The sequence below is a fragment of the Actinosynnema mirum DSM 43827 genome (assembly GCF_000023245.1).
GTDB lineage: Bacteria > Actinomycetota > Actinomycetes > Mycobacteriales > Pseudonocardiaceae > Actinosynnema > Actinosynnema mirum.
Window position 1 is genome coordinate 4724503 of record NC_013093.1, and the last position, 18232, is coordinate 4742734.

The following is an 18232-nucleotide window of genomic DNA, read 5'->3' on the forward strand; positions in this document are numbered from 1 at the left end:
CCCCCTATGGGGGACATCGACTTCTTCGCCGACCTGCTCACCACCGGCACCCTCCTCGGCGTCGACCACACCAGTTCGTTCGACGAGGTCCGCGACCGCCTCGGCGCCGAGTGGTTGCCGCAGGACGACGCCCCCGGTTCCACGCACTGCCGCCAGGACGAGCTCGCCACCTTCTGCTGGACCCGCCTCTACGTCCCCCGGCACGTCGGCGAGTGGCGGTTCTCCTGGTTCGGCGCGCTCCCCCGGCTGCTCCCGCGCCTCACCCGCGTCGACCGGGTGATCACCGAGCGGTACGGGCCGTTCCGGCGGGCGTTGGTGCACGAGCGGGAGTTGCGGGCGGCGGTTGGGGCGCGGGGGTTCGGGCTGGAGGAGCTGCCGCTGGAGGCCAGCGGGCACCGGGTGCTGTGGGCGCCCGCGACCGGGATGGTCGCGCTGGTCGAGCCCGACTCGTACCCGCCGTCCTGGGAGCTCGCCCGCCGTCCGCCCTCGCCGTACCCGCCGGGCGCGGTGCTGTGCGTGACGCACGACCGCGAGGGCGCCGACTACGGGGTGCTGCAGAAGGCCCGGCCGCGCGAGCACGAGTTCCACGGGCTGGCGAACCGGGTGCACCGGATGGGCGAGGTCGACCCCGACTGGGTGCGCGAGCAGTCCGCCGGGCAGGACCTGCGGGACTGGTGGCGGGTGCTGCGGCGCCGGGTCGGGGGCGTGGCGGGCGACCGGATGTCGACGAGCGTGCTGCGGCTGGACCGCGCGGTGTTCGAGCTGGGCGTGGTGCCGCCGGACGAGGTCGCCGTGACGCGCGCGCTGTGGGCCGCCGAGGCCCCCTGGACGGGCGGGCAGGTGCCGGACGGGGTGCCGCCGGAGGCGATCCTGGCCGACTGGCTGGCCGCCGTGCCGCCGCTGGAGGCGGTGCGGGCGCTGTGCGACCGGCGGCTGGACGAGCCGCGCACCCGCCAGGCCCGCGTGCTGCGCGACCAGCTGCACGCGCTCGCCGACCTCCTGCCGATGCTGGACCGCAGGTCGGTGGCGCTGCTGCGCCCGTGGCTGGAGCTGCGCCCCCGACTGCTGTCGGGCCGCGACGTCAGCGCGGCGCCACCGGGGCCGATCACCGGGCTGGAGACGCTCAGGGCCGGGCCGGAGCAGCGGCGTTCGCTCCTGGGACGGCTGCGGGGTGCGAGCCGCTGACGTCGCGACCGCGCCGCGCCCGTGGCGGGAAACGCGCTCCCGCCTGCCTGCACCGTCCTCTTAGGATCGTGGTCCGTGAGCGACCTGGACCTCTTCACCGACCTGGTGACCACCGGGACCGTCCTCGGCCTGGACCACACCAGCGCGGTCGACGAGCTGCGCGCCGCGTTCGGCGACGACGGCGACCCCGAGCTGATCCAGGGGGGACGTCCTGGTCGACGGCCTGCCGCCGGTCGAGCTCGTCGCGGCCGTGGAGGCGCGCGGGTTCGGGCTGGTGGAGCTGCCGCACCACGACCCGGCGCACACCAGGCTCGGCGCGGTGAGCGGGGTGGACGTGCTGGCCGTGCGGGACGCGGCGGAGGCCGGGCGCGGGGTGGACGGGCAGGTGCTGAAGGCGCTGGGCACGCCGCTGTCCTGGCAGCAGCACGCCTGGGCGCGCGCGGAGCACCGGCGGGAGGAGTTCCGGCGGGTGGCGCGGGTTGCACGAGGTGTTTGAGGCGCGGCTGCGGGACCGGCTGGTCGAGCTGGCGGGGCGGGTGGACCCGGAGGCCGAGTGGGCGGGACTGGCTCGCCGCCGCGCCCGCGAACGCGGAGGCGCTGTGCGACCGCGGGCTCGACGAGCCAGACACCCGTGCCGCCCGCCTGCTGCGCAACGAGCTGCACGGCCTGCGCCACCTGCCGCCGCCGCTGTCCCCGGACGTCGCGGACGCCCTGCGACCGTGGCTGGACCTGCGGCCCCGGCTGCTCGCGGGCTGATCGGCGCCGGGACGCCCCACGACTCACATCCGCTCGCCGATCTGGTTCATCTGCTGCGCCACCCCGTCCTCCAGCGCCCGGTACTGCCGCACCGCGCCCTCGATCTCGGTCCCCGAGGCGTCCAGCGCGTCCACCGCCCCGCCGAGGGCGGTCAGCCCCAGGCTCTCCACCGGGTCCAGCATCATCCGGAACGGCTGGCACAGGATGCCGTAGGCGTCGGTCGGCATGCTCACCGTGCGGGCCGCGTCCACCGCGCCCTGCACCCGCGTGCTGAGGTCCGCGAGCTGCTTGCCGTGCCCGGCCAGCTGCTCGGCGACGATCTCGTAACCGCTCATGCCCGCTCCCCCGTCGCGCCGCGCCCGCCACGACCCGGCCGGGCGGTCCCGAGGTGATCGTAAGCCGGCCCCGGCCACCCCGGCGGGACTTCGCCGGAACCCGCGCTGACCTGCGTGGAGATCCGGAACCCCGACCAGCGGGAACCGGAACCTGATCAAGCTAGGGTGTCTCCCATGGGTTACACCGACGAGGAAAGCCGGACGCTGCGCACCGCCGTCTACGGCGCGATGGTGCTGGTGTCGGTAGCGGACGAGGGCGCGCTCGACAAGGAGACGCACGCGGGTGTCCGGGCGATGGCCACCCTGCCCGACGAGGTGCGCGAGGCGATCTCCGCGGACGCCCCGGAGCTTCCGGGCGGCACGATGGCCGAGGTGGAGCACGGGGTGCTCGCGGCGCTGCGCCAGTCGTTCGCGCTGGTGGCGTACCGCGCGCCGCAGGACGCGGAGGCGTTCGCCGACGCCGTGGTGGAGATCTGCCGCGAGGTGGCGACCGCCGACGGGAGCGTCGCGCGCGCCGAGCACGCGGCCGTGCTGAAGGTCAGGACCGCGCTGAGCCGCTGAGCCGGGCCGGTGGGGTGGCCGGAACGCTGGCCACCCCACCCTCGCGCCGGGGTCAGCCGCGCGCGCTGCCGGTCCGGTCGGCCCCGTCCTTGCCCGCCAGGACGCACACGACCTCCTTGGCGCCGACCGCCTCGCCGTCCTTGTACTCCCACTCCTCCTTGGTGGGGGCCATGGCGTAGAACACGAACGCGTCGCGCTCGTCGGCGCTCACCCGCACGGTCCGCGCGTGCAGGTCGCAGTAGTGCAGCGCGTAGTCCCGGAACCACTCCTGACCGGGGTAGGGCACCGCGAGGCCCTTCTCGGCGCGGTCGTAGAACGGGGTCTCCGCCGCGTACCGCTCGATCTTGTGCGGCTGCGAGCAGTCCACGTTCTGCTGCCAGTCGAACGCCGCGCCCTTGGTGATCAGGTTGGTGCCGCAGCCCTGCTGGCCCATGGCCCACACCGGGATGTCGCCCTGCCTGCCGAAGCTGTAGAACGTCACGTCCAGCTCCGTCCTCGGCGCGTCCGAGCCGCTCCCGGTCGGGGTGGAGCCCGCCGCCTCGGTCGAGTCGGACAGGGCCCGCCCGGCGAAGAACGCGCCGGTGGCCAGCAGCAGCGCCACCACGCCCGCGGCGATGAGCACCGGGGCCCGCTTGGCGGGCGCGGGCCGCCGGGCGACCTGCCCGGTGTCGGCGGTGGGGCCTGCGGCGACGGCCACGGGCCTGGTCGCGTTGCCGGACAGCAGCGCGGCGGCCTGGGTGGCGGTGAGCCGGGCCCTGGGGTCGGCGGCGAGCAGGCCCGCGATGGCGGCGGCGACCGAGCCGTGCGCCAGGCGCAGCTGCGGCGTCTCGTTCATGATCGCGTGCAGGGTGGACGCGGTCGAGGTGCGCTGGAACGGGGCCGAGCCCTCGACCGCGTAGGCCAGGGTCGCGCCGAACGCCCACAGGTCGGAGGCCGGGGTGGCCGCCTCGCCGCGCACCCGCTCCGGCGACAGGTAGGCGGGTGAGCCGATGATGGCGTTGTTCAGGGTCAGGCCGGGGTCGTCGACGGCCTGGGCGATGCCGAAGTCGGTCAGCTTCACCTGCCCGTCCGGGCACACCAGGATGTTGCCGGGCTTGACGTCGCGGTGCACGATGCCCGCGCCGTGCGCGGCCTGGAGCGCGGAGAGCACCCGCAGGCCGATGCCCGCCACGTGCTCGGCGGCCATGGGGCCGTTGCGCTTGACCAGGGTGTCCAGCGGCTGCCCCTCCACCAGCTCCATGACGATGTAGGTCACGCCGTTCTCGACGATCACGTCGAACACGGTGACCACGGCGGGGTCGTTGAGCGCGCCCGCCGTGCGGGCCTCGCGCAGCACCCGCTGCTGGAGCACCTGCACCTCCTGGGGCGGCAGCCCCTCGGGCAGGTGCAGCTCCTTGATGGCGACCTTGCGGTTGATGAGGTTGTCGTGGGCTCGCCAGACCACGCCCATGGCGCCCCGGCCCAGCTCGGCCAGCAGCGCGTACCGGTTCCCGATGATCCTCGGCGCCGCAGCGCCTTCGTGTGGACCGCTCACGGCGTCGTTCAACTCCAGGTGTGTGCTCGCGTGCAGGGATTCGCGGGGCTGACGTTACTCAGCGATTGGTCCGGACGTGGTAGGACCCACGCCCGGACCGGGGAACCCCTACTGCGACGACCCCCGCGCGGGGCGGGTTCCGCTCACCTCCCGCCGACGGTGAACGCCCAGGTCACCGGGCTGGGCAGGACGTTGCCGCCGACGTCGGCCGTGCGGATCGAGACGGTGTGGTGACCGGCCCCCATCGGCGCGTCGGGCGTCCACACCAGGGTCAGGCCGTCCGGGCGCGCGGTGAACCGGCCCGCGACCGGCGCGCCGTCGGGGCCGGTGACGGTGACGGAGCTGCGGGTGGCGTCGAGCGGTTCGTCGAAGGAGGCGACGACGGTGGTCAGCGGGTCGACCTCGACGGCCCCGGCGAGCGGGGTGCGGGAGGTCAGGACGGGCGGGGTGGTGTCGGCGCTGGGGGTGTAGACGGCGTCGACCCAGTAGTTGTTGCCCTGGTAGCTGCGGGTGGGGAAGCCCGCGCCGGGCAGGTAGACGCCGACGCCGTCGCTCTCCCAGTCGGCGGGGGCGGGGGTGCGCAGCGGCGGGGTGTCGACGAGGGCGCGCTGGAAGTAGCGCTCGTCGAGCGACCAGCGGCCGTTCGGGGCGGTGTAGGAGGCGACGTAGACCTCGCCGGGCACCACGACGACCGGGGTCGCGAAGGTCAGCGACTGCCAGCCGCTCGCGCTCTCGCCGGTGAACGTGCCGGTGGCGAGCCTGCGCCCGTCAGCGGACCACAGCGAACCGGTGTGCGTGCCGGTGTTGCCGGGGCCCTTGTGGAAGCGCACGCCGGTGACCTTGCCGGGGGCGGTGGGGGTGAAGCGCACGCCCAGCTCGTGCGCGGTGTCCTCGCCACTGGTCGGCGGGGCGGGCGCGGTGGCGGTGCTGAACAGCGAGCACGGGCAGCGCGGGGCGGCGGTGGTGAACGACCAGGAGCCCGGTTCGGCGAGCGGGTTGCCGTTGACGTCGGCGGCCATGACGTGGGCGGTGTAGCGGGTCGCGCCGCGCAGCGCGCCGTCCGGGCGCCAGGTGACGGTGCGCAGGTCGGCCGACAGGGACACCGAGCCGCGCAGCCGCGCGCCCGCCGGGTCGGTCAGCCGCACCTGGGCGGAGGCCGGGTCGACGGGCTCGCTGAACGTGGTGGTCAGGGGCGCGTCGACGGCGTCGCCCTCCGGGGAGCGCTCCAGCAGGGTCGGCGCGGTGGTGTCGCCGTTGAAGCCGTTGCGGTAGAGCACGTCCACCCAGTAGTTCGCGCCCTGCGCCGAGGACGTGGGGAACCCGCCGCCGTAGCGGTAGAGCCCGTTGGGGCCGCCGTCGCCGTCCCCTGGCAGGTGGGCGGCGCCGTGGGTGGCCTCGCCCGCGCGGAAGTAGCCGAGGTCGGCGGCGTAGTGGCCGTTCGGCGCGGAGTAGGACACCACGTAGTCGGTGGCGGCCTGCACGATCACCGGGGAGGTGAAGCGCAGGGTCTGCCAGCCGCTCGCGCTCTCGTCGGCGAACGCGCCGGTGGCCAGCAGCACGCCGTTGCCCGCCCACAGCGAGCCGGTGTGCGGGCCGGTGTTGCCGGGGCCCTTGTAGAAGCGCACGCCCAGCACCTCGGCGCGGCCGTCGAAGCGGACCCTGGCGCCGAGCTCGACGGCGGCCGGGTCGGCGCTGGCGGGCACGGCGGGCGCGGCGCTCTCGTCCCACACCGAGCACGGGCAGCCGGTGGGCCTGGGTGCGGCGGTGGTGAACGACCAGGTGTGCGCCCTGCGGTTGCCCGCGCCGTCGTGGACGACGACCTCGGCGCGGTGCCGCGTGCCGCCGGGCAGCGGCGACTCGGGGACGAACGTGGTGGCGCGCCGGTCGGCGGAGGTGGTCACCGCGCCCGCGACGGGGCCGTCCGGGCCGGTGACGGCGAGGGTCGCGGTGTCCGGGTCGACCGGCTCGTCGAAGGTGGCGGTGACCCGGCCGGACGTCGGGGAGCTGGAGGCGCCGTCGACCGGGGTGGTGCCGACGAGGGCGGGCGGGCGCAGGTCGGGGCCGGGTTCGGCGGCCCACAGCACGTCGACCCAGTAGTTGCTCGCCCCGGAGCGCTGGTCCGGGAATCCGCCGCCGGTGCGGAACGCGCCCGCGCCGGGGGCGGTGAGCGGGTCGGCGCGGCGGGGGGAGGTGAAGTAGTCGGGGTCGACGGAGAAGTGGCCGGTGGGCGAGAGGTAGGACACCAGGTGGTCGACGCCCGCCGGGACCGCGACGGGCGCGGGGAACAGCAGGGTCTGCCAGCCGGTGCCGCTCTCGTCGGCGAACGTGCCGGTGGCGAGCCTGCGCCCGTCGGCGGACCAGAGGGAGCCGGTGTGCGGGCCGGTGTTGCCGGGGCCCTTGTAGAAGCGGACCCCGAGCGCGTAGCCGTCGCGGTCGGCGTGCCAGGCCAGGCCCAGCTCGACGGCGGAGGGCTCGGCGGCGTCGAGGACGGCGGGGGTGTCGTGGTCGTCCCACAGCCCGCAGGGGCAGGTCGGCTCGGCGGTCGCGGGCGCCGCGAGCGCGGACAGCGCCAGCAGGGCGCAGATCAAAGCGCGTAATACGGCGCTGGACAGGGACATCGCGTTCACGCCTCTCCCGTGGCCACGGTGGCTCGTGGCGGTGGACGTCCGGGAGATCGAGGGTGGGGGTGATCCCGTTACGGGGTGGGCCGTTCGGCCGCGCGGGCGGCGCGACCTGCGCGTTTGCTGGTTTTCGGCGGGGTGGGCCGGGTGGCCCAGCCGGGGTGGCGGCGTTCGGCGGCGGGCGGCGCGTCCCGGTGGCGCAGGCACGGGGAGGCGCAGCGAACCGCGCCGATGATTGTTATTTCCGGTCATGAATCGCCCTGCGGGGCGAGCCCTGCCGCACGATCCGGCGGCAATTCTCACCCGGTGCCACCAGGTCAGCGACGGCGAGCGAGCGTTAGCCGCATTTTCCTCCCGGTTCGGGTGAAAATATTATCGCCCATTCGACAATGCGCCGTCGTGTTAGCTTCGGAAATCGTTCTAGGCATTTCCGCAATGACCGGAGGGTTGCTGTGCGCACTCGGCTGGTGAGGGTGGTCGTCGCGGTGGTCGCGGCGCTGGGGGTGTTGGGCGGGACGGCGGTGGCGGCGCCGTCCGCGCGGGCTTGGTACGGCTGGTCGAGCATGGGAGGGCGCGTCACGTCGGGCCCGGCGGTGTCGTCGTGGTCGCAGGGGCGGCTGGACCTGTTCGCCAGGGGCGAGGACTCGGCGGTCTGGCACAAGTGGTGGAACGGCTCGTCCTGGTCCGGCTGGGAGTCCCTGGGCGGGGTGATCATCGACAACCCGGCGGCCGTCTCGTGGGGCGAGGACCGGATCGACCTCTTCGGGCGCGGCACGGACAACGCGCTGTGGCACAAGTGGTGGGACGGGTCCCGCTGGTCGGGGTGGGAGTCGCTCGGCGGGGTGATCACGTCGGGACCGGCGGTGTCCTCGTGGTCGCAGGGGCGGCTGGACGTCTTCGCCAAGGGCGCCGACAACGCCGTCTGGCACAAGTGGTGGAACGGGTCGTCCTGGTCCGGCTGGGAATCGCTCGGCGGCACCATCATCGACAACCCGGCCGCCGTCTCCTGGGGCCCGAACCGGATCGACCTGTTCGGCGCGGGCGCCGACAACGCGCTGTGGCACAAGTGGTGGAACGGGTCGCGCTGGTCCGACTGGGAATCGCTCGGCGGGGTGATCACGGCCGGGCCGACGGTGTCCTCGTGGGCGAGCGGCAGGCTCGACGTGTTCGCCAAGGGCACGGACAACGCCCTGTGGCACAAGTGGTGGGACGGCTCGTCCTGGCTCGGCTGGGAGTCGCTGGGCGGCACGTTCCAGCACGCGCCCGCCGCCGTGTCGTGGGGGCCCGGCCGGATCGACGTCTTCGTGCAGGGCATGGACAACGCGGTCTGGCAGAGGTGGTGGACGTGACCGCTCCGAGCGTGGCGGGGAGTGCCGCCACGACCGGGGCGGGCGCCGTGCGAGGGGCCGCGACAGGGGGAGCGGCCCGCTGACCAACCGGCGCACGGGAGAAGGGGCGGGGTGGGCGCGGTTCGGCGACCGCGCCCACCCCGCCCCTCGTCATCGGGTTGCCCGGCGGGTCAGCCCTTGTGCCACTTCTGGTTCGGGTTGCCGAGGCACTCCCAGAGCTGGAGCACCGCGTCGTTGCCCGGCGTCTCGGCCGGGATGTCCAGGCACTTGTTGGACTGCGGGTTCACCAGGTCGCCCGCGCCGGAGAGCACCCACTGCTGGGCCCCGTTGCCGCTGCAGGTGGCCAGCTGCACGGCCGCGCCGTTGGTGCTGGAGCCCCACGCGACGTCGGCGCACATGTTGTTGTCGGTCTTGAGCTGGCCGCCGGTCCACTCGAACTTCTGGTTGGTGCCGCCGGTGCAGTCCCACACGATCAGGCGCTGGCCGTCGGCGAAGTTCCAGTTCGGCACGTCGACGCACTTGCCGTGCCAGTCGGAGACGATGCTGGTCTTGTTGCCGGGGTTGCTGCCACCGCCGGTGAACGGGGTCAGCGCGATGCCCGCGGAGCGCGGGTCGCCGTCGTGCACCAGGGACTCCTGGGCGAGCACGTCGTCGAACGCGAAGCCGTAGGCGCGGCCGTCGACCATGTTCTGGTGCACCAGGCGCGAGTAGTGGTTGGTGATGGAGCCCTTGTAGAAGTCGGCGGGGCCGCCGCTGGGCTGGGTGTCGAGCGTGCCCAGGGTGGAGCGGTGCAGCGCCACGCACAGGGTGCGGGCGATCGGGCCGACCACCTGGTCGTTGGGCGCGGCGAGCGCGCCGTCGCAGCCCCACACGTTGGACGTGGACGGCTTCTGGAACGTCGCCACCCGCTGGCCCGCCGTGTTGGTGAACGTCATGGTGCTGCCCGAGGTGCGGCCGAAGTACTTGATGCTCGGCTGATCGCCGAACGGCACGACGGTCAGCGTCTTGCTGGTGTACGCGTTCCACGCCTGGGTGATGTACGGGTCCAGGTAGGTGGCGCTGAACAGCCCGGCCTCGGCGGCCTTGCCCGGCGCGAGGACGCGCAGGACGGTGCCGTCCGAGCGGGTGCGGACCAGGCCGCTCCAGCCCGCCTGGCCCTTCAGGCCGTTGATGACGTTGTCGCGCCCGTTGGCCTTGAGGGCGCCCGTGGTGCGGGTCTGGCCGCTCGCGCCGGTGACGCTGACCGAGTGCGGCACGGCGAACATGTCCACCTGCGAGCTGTTGATCCACAGGCCCGCGTCGTTGTAGGTGAACTCGCTCCAGTCGAACAGGATGTTGGCGTTCGGGTCCGACGGGTTCCACGGCGCGGGCTGCACCAGGCCGGTCGGCGGGAGGAAGAACTTCAGCTTCTCCCCGAACGACATGTAGACGCGGCCGGAGATGAAGCGCGGGATGCGCAGGGTGGTGGCCCCGCCGTTGGCCGGGCCGTTGATGGAGACGTCGGGCGCGGGCACGGGCGGGGTGGCGCCGCCGGACCAGGGGGTGAAGGCGCCCGCCTGGTTGACGTAGCCGAGGCGGCCGTTGCGGATGTCGGTGCCGAGCACGTAGAGGTGCACCGAGCCGGAACGGCCGCTGCTGTTGGTGACGGTGAGGGGGAGCAGGTCCGGGCCGATCGCCTGGGCGGGGCCTGCGGGTCCTGCGACGGTCGCCGCGGCGGCTGCGGTGAGCGCCAGGAGGGCGGTGGCCCACCTCGACGTGGTGCGCATCGGGAACTCCTCGTGAGCAGGATGGGGTTTCCCTACCTCGCGGCGGTGAGGCGCGGGTGCCGGTGGCGGCTGTGGTGCGGGTGGTGCCGGTGGTTCGCAGGGGTCGGACGGGTGTCCGAGCGCTCTGTGAGAGCGCTCTCTTAGGTTTGTAGGTGGACTAGACCTCTGTCAAGAACCCGGACCGCAGTTGAGGGGTTTGCCTGGTCAGCGCGAGGCCGACCAGACAAATCCGACAACTGTTGACAGTTGGCAGCCGTTCGTTCGGCCGGTTCCACTCCCCCGTCCGGACCTGCTAGCCCGCGTGGTCGAGCAGCGCCAGGAGCGCTTTCTTGTCCGGCTTGCCGCCGGGAAGCAGCGGGACGGCCACCACCGCCGTCACGGTCCGGGGCCGCGCGCCCGCGCCCAGCTCCCCCGCGACCAGCGCGCGCAGCGCGTCGGCGTCCGGCGTCGCGCCCGCCCTCGGCACCACGAAGGCGTGCACCGCCTCCCCCGTCCGCTCGTCCGGCGCGCCGACCGCGTAGGCCTGGTCCACGTCGGGGTGACCCGCGAGCACCCGCTCGATCGCCCCCGCGTGGTGCAGGACCGCGTCCACGATGATCACGTCGCGGGCCCGGCCGGTCAGGTGCAGGAAGCCCCCGGCGTCCAGCTCGCCCAGGTCGCGGGTGCGCACCCAGCCCTCGCGCAGCACCTCGGCGGTGCGCTCGGGGTCGCGCCAGTAAGCGGCGAACGCGCAGTCCACGCGCACCAGCACCTCACCCGCGACGCCCGTCGGCACGTCCGCGCCGTCGCCGTCCACGACCCGCACCCGCACGCCCGCCCACGGCCGCCCGACCGAGCGCACCGCGTCGGGGTGGCGCCGCACGTCCTCGGCGGTGAGCACGGTGAGCATCCCGGTCTCGGTCTGCCCGTAGGCCTGCCGCACGACGTCGCCGAGCAGCTCGTGCGCCTGCGCCATCCGGTGCGGCGCGAGCGGGGAGCCCGCGACGAGCAGCAGCCGCAGCGACGAGGTGTCCACGCCGCCCGCCCGCACCGCGTCGAGCACGTGGTGCAGGCGCGGGACGGTGAGCAGGCAGGCGGTGCCGCGCAGCCTGCCGAAGTCGGCGGGCAGGTCGGGCAGGCCGGACTCGGGGACCACGGCCGTGCCGCCGCCGAGCAGGCACAGGCCGAGGTGCTCGAACATGACGGCGCTGGCGAGCGTGCCGAACAGCAGGAACCGGGAGTAGCGCTCGGCGTGCTCGCGCACCCGCGCGTCCCAGCGGTCGGGCTGCCAGGCCCAGTAGGCCGAGAGCGCGGCGTAGGTCATCACGACGCCCTTGGGCCGGCCGGTGCTGCCGCTGGTGTAGGTCACCAGGGCGGCGTCGCCGGGCCTGCCCAGGGGCGTGAGGCGCTCGTGGCCCGCGGTGGGCAGGTCGGTCTCCAGGACGACGGGCTTCGCGGTGGGCGCGGCGGCCCGCAGGTCGGGGTGGTCGCCCTCGGCGTCCACGACGAGCAGGTCGACGTCGCCGACCACGTGCGGCAGGTGGGCGCGGCCCAGGCCCTTGCGGACCATGACGACGCGGCAGCCCAGCACGTGCGCGGCGATCTGGGCGGCGAAGCCGTCGGCGGTGACGCCGACCGCGACGGCCACGCCCGCGCCCGGTCCGGCGCCCGCGCCGCGCAGGGCGGAGGCGGCGCGGCGGACGAGGTCGAGCAGCTCGCCCCTGGTGGTGACGCGCGCCCCGCGCTCGAAGGCGGGGCCGTCCGGGTCGTGGGCCAACTCGTCGAGCAGCGCCTGCGGGAACACCTGGGCGGAAGGCATGGGGACTCCATTCGGTTGGGCTCGCCGGTCGATTCGCTGCCGCCACGTGGCGGATTTCGAGACGATTCGACAGGTTCTCGACAGCATTTCGCCGGGGGACGATCCCCGACCCGTTCGCGTAATTTTTCGAACATCTCCCCGAAGTCCGGGGCGTTGACGCGGGAACGACTTTCCACTAGAGGTTATTAAACGTTCAACCAGAAATTCCCGATCCGCCACGGCACGAGGAGGAAACCCGGTGCCCACCGAAGAGGCAGTCGACTACCTGGTGATCGGAGCAGGTCCGGCGGGCCTGCAGGCGGGCTATTTCCTGGCGAAGGCCGGGCGCAGCTACCTGGTGGTCGAGTCGGGCGAGGCGGCGGGCGCGTTCTTCACCCGGTTCCCCCGGCACCGCACCCTGATCTCGATCAACAAGGTGCACACCGGCTGGGACGACCCGGAGCTGCGGCTGCGCAACGACTGGAACTCGCTGCTGTCCGAGGAGCACGAGCCGCTGTTCACCCGGCGGACCCCGCGCTACTTCCCGCACGCGGACGAGATGGTCGGCTACCTCGCCGACTTCGCGGCCACGCACGGCATCGACGTGCGGTACGGCACGCGCCTGGTCGAGATCACCCGGCCGGACGACTTCGTGGCCCGCGACCAGCACGGGAACACCTTCCGGGCGAAGCGGGTGATCGCCGCGACCGGGGTGTCGCTGCCGAACGTGCCGGACTTCGAGGGCGCGGAGCTGGCCGAGCGCTACGACGAGTTCGACACCGACCCGGAGAGCTTCACCGGGCAGCGCGTGCTGATCGTCGGGCGCGGCAACTCGGCGTTCGAGACCGCCGACAGCCTCATCGCGAACGCCGCCGTCATCCACGTCGCGGGCGCCGGGTCGCTCAAGCTGGCGTGGCGCACGCACTTCGTCGGCCACCTGCGCGCGGTGAACAACAACTTCCTGGACACCTACCAGCTGAAATCGCAGAACGCGATCCTGGACGGGAAGATCCGCCGAATCCGGAAGGACGACGACGGGTACCACGTCGAAGTGGTGTTCGAGCGGGTGAACGAGATCGTGAAGGAGATCCGGTACGACCGCGTGGTGCTCGCTACGGGATTCCGGTTCGACGCTTCGGCGTTCGCCCCCGAGTGCCGCCCCGAGCTGACCATCAACGACCGGTTCCCGGCCCAGACCGAGGCGTGGGAGTCGCCGAACGTCCCGGACCTGCACTTCGCCGGGACGATCACCCAGGTGCGCGATTTCAAGAAGTCGACCAGCGGTTTCATCCACGGCTTCCGCTACGGCGTGCGCGCGCTGCACCGCATCCTGGAGCACCGGCACCACGGTGTGGGGTGGCCCGCGCTGGACCTGGGGACGAAGGTCGAGGCGGCGGCGGACGAGGTGGTGCGGCGGGTGAACACCTCGTCGGCGCTGTGGCAGCAGTTCGCGTTCCTGGGCGACGTGGTGCTCCAGTCCCCGGACGGGTCGCTGCGGTACGCCGAGGAGGTCCCGGTGGACCACGTGGCGGCGGCCGTGCCGCGCGGCGACTTCGGCGAGGTGGCCAGGCACGCGGTGATCACCCTGGAGTACGGGGCGGACCACGACGCGGTCGACCCGTTCGACGTGACGGCCGGGCGCAAGTCCCAGGACGACGTGCAGGGGTTGGACGGGCGCTACCTGCACCCGGTGGTGCGGGTGCACGAGGGCGAGGAGCTGGTCGGCGAGCACCACATGACGGAGAACCTGGAGAACGAGTGGGACAGCGAGGCGGTGCACCGGGCGCCGCTGCGCGAGTTCCTGGTGGAGCACCTGGGGGCGCCCGCCCCCGCGCTGTCGTGACCTCGGCGCACGCGCCGACCGGCTCGACCTGGGCGCCGGGCGTGCTCGCGGAGCTGCACGAGCGCGCCCGCGCGGCCCTGTCGCCCGAGTTCTACGACTACGTCGCGGGCGGCGCGGGCCGGGAGCGGGTGGTGGCGGGCAACGAGCGGGCGTTCGACCGGCTCGCCCTGCTGCCCAGGGTGCTGCGCGGGCGCGCCGTCCGGGACACCGCGGTGGACCTGCCCGGCGCGCGGACGGCGTTCCCGGTGCTGGTGGCGCCCACCGCGTTCCACCGCCTGGCCCACCCCGACGGCGAGCTGGCGACCGCGCGCGCCACCGCAGGGGCGGGCACCGCGCTGATCACCGGCATGGCCGCGACCACCGCCGTCGCGGAGGTGGTCGCGGCGGCGCGCGAGGTCGACGCGGGCGCGGCGGTGTGGTTCCAGCTGTACCTCCAGCCCGACCCGGCGGTCACCGCGTGCCTGGTGCGGCGGGCCGAGGACGCGGGCTGCTCGGCGCTGGTGGTGACCGCGGACTCGCCGGTGTTCGGCCGCCGCGAGCGGGACCTGCGCCACGGCTTCACCGACCTGCCGCCCGGTTACGCGGCGGAGAACATGCGCGACCTGCCCGGCGCGCCGCCCGGCTCGACCAGCCCCATCGGCATGTCCGCCGGGAGCTCGTGGGACGACCTGGCCGCGCTGGTCGCGTCCACCCCGCTCCCGGTGCTGGTCAAGGGCGTGCTGCACCCGGCGGACGCGGACCTGGCGGTGCGCGCGGGCGCGGCGGGCGTGCTGGTGTCCAACCACGGCGGCAGGCAGTCCGACGTGACGCCGCCCGCCGTGACCGCGCTGCCCGCCGTGGTGGACGCGGTCGCCGGGCGGGTCCCGGTGCTGGTGGACGGCGGGGTGCGGCGCGGGTCGGACGTGGCCGTGGCGCTGGCGCTGGGCGCGTCCGCCGTGGGCGTGGGCAGGCCGGTGGTGTGGGGGTTGGCGGCGGACGGGGAGGCCGGGGTGCGGCGGGTGCTGGAGGTGCTGCGCGACGAGTACGACCACGCGCTGGCGCTGTGCGGCGGGCGCTCGAACGCCGACCTGACCCGCGACCTGGTGGTGGACGTGGCCGCGCCGTGGACCGCGCGGTGAGGGCGTCGACGGCGCTGCGCGCGCTGGCCGCCGCCGCGGTGCTGACCGCGCCGCGCTGGTTGCCGCCGCGCGTGGTGGACCTGCGGGTGAAGGTGTTCGAGAAGGTCAACGGGGACCGGGTGCTCACCCTGCCGGACGAGCGGCACGGGCCCGAGGTGTTCGAGCGGGTCTACGCCGACCCGGCGGCGGACGGCCGCAGCCGGGGCGCGGGCCTGTCCGACCTGTTCTGGTACTGGCTGGCCCCCGGCCCCGAGGTGCACCAGGAGCACCTCGAACCCGGACCGCGCTACGAGGAGGTCGCCCGGTTCACCCGCGCGATGGTCTCCGGCCCCTCCGGCCCGCTCGCCGAGGCCGCCACCCGCGCGACGGCCGCCGCGCTGGACGGCCTGCCGGGCGAGCGGGTGAGCCTGGTGCGGTTGCGCGACCTAATGATGCCGGTGTGGGCGGAGTACTTCTACGGCCTGGTGTTCGGCGAGCCGTGCCCGCCGCGCGCCCGCGACCTGATCGTCGGGCACGCGGACGACGTGGTCACCGCGCTCAAGTGCACCGGGCTGCGGCACATGCGGCGCAGGGCCCGGCTGACCCGCTACCTGCGGCGTCGCGTCGCGGCCGGTGACGTGGTGCGCCCGCTGCCCGACTCGCTCGGGCCCGAGGAGAGGGTGCACTTCCTGCAGGGCACGTTCTTCAACACGGCCGTGGTGCAGATGTCCGAGGGCATGGCGCACCTGCTGCTGGCCATCGCGCGGCACCCGGAGGTGCAGGCCGGGCTGGTCGCCGAGCCCGACGACGACCGGTACCTCGGGCACGTGCTGGACGAGGTGCTGCGGCTGTACCCGCTGTTCGGCATCGCGCACCGGATCACCAGCGGCGAGGTGCGGCTGGGGCCCGGCGAGGTGCTGCCCGCCGGGTCGGTGGTGTGCTTCAGCTACCCGGAGTACCACGCGACCGGCTACGAGCGGCCGGACGAGTTCGTGCCGGAGCGCTGGGAGTCGCTGTCGGCGCGCGAGGCCCACCACATCCCGTTCGGCGTGGCGGCGAACCGCCCGTGCCCGGCGTGGCGGCTCGCGCCGCTGGCGATGAAGGCCGCGACCCGCGAGGTGCTGCGCCGCTACCGCCTGGACTCGCCGGTCTCCCACACCCGCTCCATCCCGCACCGCGCCCCGTGCCTGCTGATCCCCCGCGACGCCCCGCAGCGGCGGGGGCGGGTCGCGGCGCTGCGCGGGTTCCTGCGGGTGCGGGACCGGTGGGAGGACGTGGCGCGCAGCCTGGTGCAGCTGGTGCTGGGCACGGTGATGGTCCTGGACGCGCGCGGGCGGCGGCTGGCGGGCCGGTACTTCGACGCGCTGGACGCGGCGGGGACGGGCCCCGGCGGCCCGGCCGCTCCCGACGCGAGCGCTCCCCCTCGGACCGGCTCCCCCGCCCAGTCCCCCTGACCAGCGCTCCCCGGCGCTCGTCCCCCTGACGGGCTCCCCCGACGGTCGCTCCCCAGCGGCAGCTCCCACCACCGGCCGTTCCCCGAGCGGCCACGCCCACGCGGCCGTTCTCACCCTGCGGCCGTCCCCACCAGTGATCGCTCCACGGACGGCGCCCATCCCCGCGTGGCCGCCCCGGTCCGGCCCGCCGCCCCCGCGTCCGGGCCCACCGGCGCCGTCCCCTCCCCCGCACTCCCCACTCCACTCCCCCGGAGGGCTTCCTGTGACCCCCACCCAACTGGCGCCCGCGTTCTTCCTCGCGGTCGTCGTGGTGCTAGTCGTGTGCCGCGCGGTCGGCTGGCTGCTGCGCCTGGTCGGCCAGCCGCCGGTGGTCGGCGAGATGGTCGCCGGCGTCGTGCTCGGACCCTCGGTGTTCGGGGCGCTGCTGCCCGGAGCGTCGGCGGAGCTGTTCCCCGCCGAGCTGCGGCCGGTGCTGTACGTGGTCGGGCAGATCGGCCTGGTGGCGTTCATGTTCCGGGCGGGCTGGGAGTTCCGGGTGGACCGGCTGGGCGCGGTCGCGCGGTCGGCGGGCCTGGTGTCGCTGGCGGGCGTGCTGGTGCCGCTGCTGCTGGGCGCCGGGCTGACCTGGGCGACGGCGGGCAACCCGGCGCTGTTCTCCTCGGACACGCCGGTCCTGGTGTCGGTGCTGTTCGTCGGGGTGACGCTGTCGATCACGGCGTTCCCGATGCTGGCCAGGATCATCACCGAGCGCGGGCTGACGGACAGCAGGTTCGGGACGCTGGCGATGGGCGCGGGCGCGATCGACGACGCGGTCGCGTGGGTGCTGCTGGCGGGGGTGCTGAGCATCGCGGCGGGCAGCGCCGGGCCGGTCGCGCTGGCGGTCGGCGGCTCCGGGCTGCTGGTGGTCGGCCTGGCGCTGGCGCTGCGGTCGCGCCCGAGGGCGGTGGCGCTGGCCGAGCGGATCGGCGTGGAGGACCTGCTGCTCGTGGTGCTGGGCGCGCTGTTCCTGATCGCCTGGTACACCGACACGATCGGGTTGTACGCGGTGTTCGGGGCGTTCAGCCTCGGCGTGGTGTTCCCGCGCTCGGAGCGGTTGGACCGGGCCGTGGAGTCGCTGCGGCCGGTGGGCGCGCTGTTCCTGCCGCTGTTCTTCACCTACTCGGGGCTGAACACGGACTTCGCGCTGCTCGGCAGCGTCGAGACGCTGGCGTTCACGGCGGTGTGCGTGCTGCTGGCGGTGGCGGGCAAGTTCGGGGCGTGCTGGATGGCCGCGCGGCTGGTGGGCGAGCCGCAGCCGGTGGCGCTGCGGGTCGGGGCGCTGATGAACGCGCGCGGGCTGATGCAGCTGATCGCGATCAACGTGGGGTTGGCGGCGGGGATCGTGACGCCCGCGCTGTTCAGCGCGCTGGTCGTGGTGGCGCTGGTGACGACGATCATGGCCACGCCGCTGCTGGCGCTGTTCGACCGGCGGGACCGGGCGCGCGGCACGGTCGTGTCGGACGAGGTGACCGGGGTGTCGGCGCGCGGGTGAGCCCGACGTGAGCGCGCCCCCGGACCGGCGAGGCCGTCGGTCCGGGGGCGCGGGCGGGTGGGGCGTCAGCGACCCACCTCGGTCAGGTCAGGAAAATATGCGCACATCGACCCCTGATTTCCGCATTTATTTCGGCCTTCTAGAGTTCTGTTGAAAAGAGTTGCTTCTTCGCGCGGAACGGGATCACTCTGAGCAGCGCGGGCAGGAGTGGGGGCCCACCGCGTGGCCCCGGCCGGTCCAGCCGGCCGCGCGGGCCAGTGGCCAGAGGTCGCGCCAGGTGGGCACGCGGTGCTCCGGGGTGAAGGTCCTGCCGCAGTTGTCGCAGATCAGGGTGATCGGGTTCGGTGCGCTGGCGGTGGGGATCGCGGTCACGGTGGCGGATTTCTGCCTTCTTCACGGGGAACGGGCACCGGCCGCTTCCGC

14 protein-coding genes are annotated in these 18232 nt (G+C 74.3%); 9 read left to right on the forward strand and 5 right to left on the reverse strand.

The window, feature by feature from the left end:
* The first annotated feature begins 6 nt into the window (after positions 1 to 6).
* The 3 genes from AMIR_RS20045 to AMIR_RS20055 all read left to right on the forward strand — a co-directional run bounded on the left by AMIR_RS20045 (position 7) and on the right by AMIR_RS20055 (position 1941).
* Positions 7 to 1185, forward strand: coding sequence for a hypothetical protein (locus AMIR_RS20045; protein ID WP_015802773.1), 1179 nt, complete (start codon positions 7 to 9; stop codon positions 1183 to 1185).
* 250 nt (positions 1186 to 1435) lie between these two features.
* A complete protein-coding gene (locus AMIR_RS20050) occupies positions 1436 to 1681 on the forward strand; it encodes a hypothetical protein (RefSeq protein ID WP_015802774.1) in 246 nt (81 codons plus the stop codon).
* The gene (locus AMIR_RS20055) at positions 1678 to 1941 is read left to right on the forward strand and encodes a hypothetical protein (RefSeq protein ID WP_015802775.1); all 264 of its coding nucleotides are present in this window, start codon (positions 1678 to 1680) and stop codon (positions 1939 to 1941) included. The genes AMIR_RS20050 and AMIR_RS20055 overlap by 4 nt, the downstream gene beginning before the upstream one ends.
* Before the next feature lie 23 nt (positions 1942 to 1964).
* On the opposite strand, the gene AMIR_RS20060 is transcribed toward AMIR_RS20055, so the two are convergent.
* On the reverse strand, positions 1965 to 2276 hold the full coding sequence (locus AMIR_RS20060) for a hypothetical protein (RefSeq protein WP_015802776.1): 312 nt from the start codon (positions 2274 to 2276) through the stop codon (positions 1965 to 1967).
* Between the two features lie 174 nt (positions 2277 to 2450).
* On the opposite strand from AMIR_RS20060, the gene AMIR_RS20065 reads away from it, so the two are divergent.
* Positions 2451 to 2837: a hypothetical protein gene (locus AMIR_RS20065; RefSeq protein WP_015802777.1), complete on the forward strand. Its 387-nt coding sequence runs from the start codon at positions 2451 to 2453 to the stop codon at positions 2835 to 2837.
* Between the two features lie 52 nt (positions 2838 to 2889).
* Here AMIR_RS20065 and AMIR_RS20070 read toward each other — a convergent pair whose 3' ends face one another.
* Together AMIR_RS20070 and AMIR_RS20075 are read right to left on the reverse strand one after the other, a co-directional pair.
* Positions 2890 to 4371, reverse strand: a complete 1482-nt coding sequence (locus AMIR_RS20070; protein ID WP_015802778.1) for a serine/threonine-protein kinase — start codon at positions 4369 to 4371, stop codon at positions 2890 to 2892.
* 143 nt (positions 4372 to 4514) lie between these two features.
* Entirely contained in the window at positions 4515 to 6989 is a 2475-nt protein-coding gene (locus AMIR_RS20075) for a DUF4082 domain-containing protein (protein ID WP_015802779.1), read from the reverse strand.
* Positions 6990 to 7459: 470 nt separating this feature from the next.
* On the opposite strand from AMIR_RS20075, the gene AMIR_RS20080 reads away from it, so the two are divergent.
* The gene (locus AMIR_RS20080) at positions 7460 to 8341 is read left to right on the forward strand and encodes a PLL family lectin (protein ID WP_240438584.1); all 882 of its coding nucleotides are present in this window, start codon (positions 7460 to 7462) and stop codon (positions 8339 to 8341) included.
* Positions 8342 to 8511: 170 nt separating this feature from the next.
* On the opposite strand, the gene AMIR_RS20085 is transcribed toward AMIR_RS20080, so the two are convergent.
* Positions 8512 to 10107, reverse strand: coding sequence for a glycoside hydrolase family 64 protein (locus tag AMIR_RS20085; RefSeq protein WP_015802781.1), 1596 nt, complete (start codon positions 10105 to 10107; stop codon positions 8512 to 8514).
* Positions 10108 to 10399: 292 nt separating this feature from the next.
* Complete coding sequence (locus AMIR_RS20090; protein ID WP_015802782.1) at positions 10400 to 11905, reverse strand: class I adenylate-forming enzyme family protein; 1506 nt, start codon at positions 11903 to 11905, stop codon at positions 10400 to 10402.
* A 238-nt stretch (positions 11906 to 12143) separates the two neighbouring features.
* On the opposite strand from AMIR_RS20090, the gene AMIR_RS20095 reads away from it, so the two are divergent.
* From AMIR_RS20095 to AMIR_RS20110, 4 genes are all read left to right on the forward strand, one after another.
* Positions 12144 to 13727: an NAD(P)-binding domain-containing protein gene (locus AMIR_RS20095; RefSeq protein ID WP_015802783.1), complete on the forward strand. Its 1584-nt coding sequence runs from the start codon at positions 12144 to 12146 to the stop codon at positions 13725 to 13727.
* Complete coding sequence (locus tag AMIR_RS20100) at positions 13724 to 14845, forward strand: alpha-hydroxy acid oxidase (protein ID WP_015802784.1); 1122 nt, start codon at positions 13724 to 13726, stop codon at positions 14843 to 14845. The genes AMIR_RS20095 and AMIR_RS20100 overlap by 4 nt, the downstream gene beginning before the upstream one ends.
* Complete coding sequence (locus tag AMIR_RS20105) at positions 14842 to 16278, forward strand: cytochrome P450 (RefSeq protein ID WP_015802785.1); 1437 nt, start codon at positions 14842 to 14844, stop codon at positions 16276 to 16278. The genes AMIR_RS20100 and AMIR_RS20105 overlap by 4 nt, the downstream gene beginning before the upstream one ends.
* Positions 16279 to 16540: 262 nt before the next feature.
* Complete coding sequence (locus tag AMIR_RS20110) at positions 16541 to 17809, forward strand: cation:proton antiporter (RefSeq protein ID WP_015802786.1); 1269 nt, start codon at positions 16541 to 16543, stop codon at positions 17807 to 17809.
* The last annotated feature ends 423 nt before the right edge of the window (positions 17810 to 18232 follow it).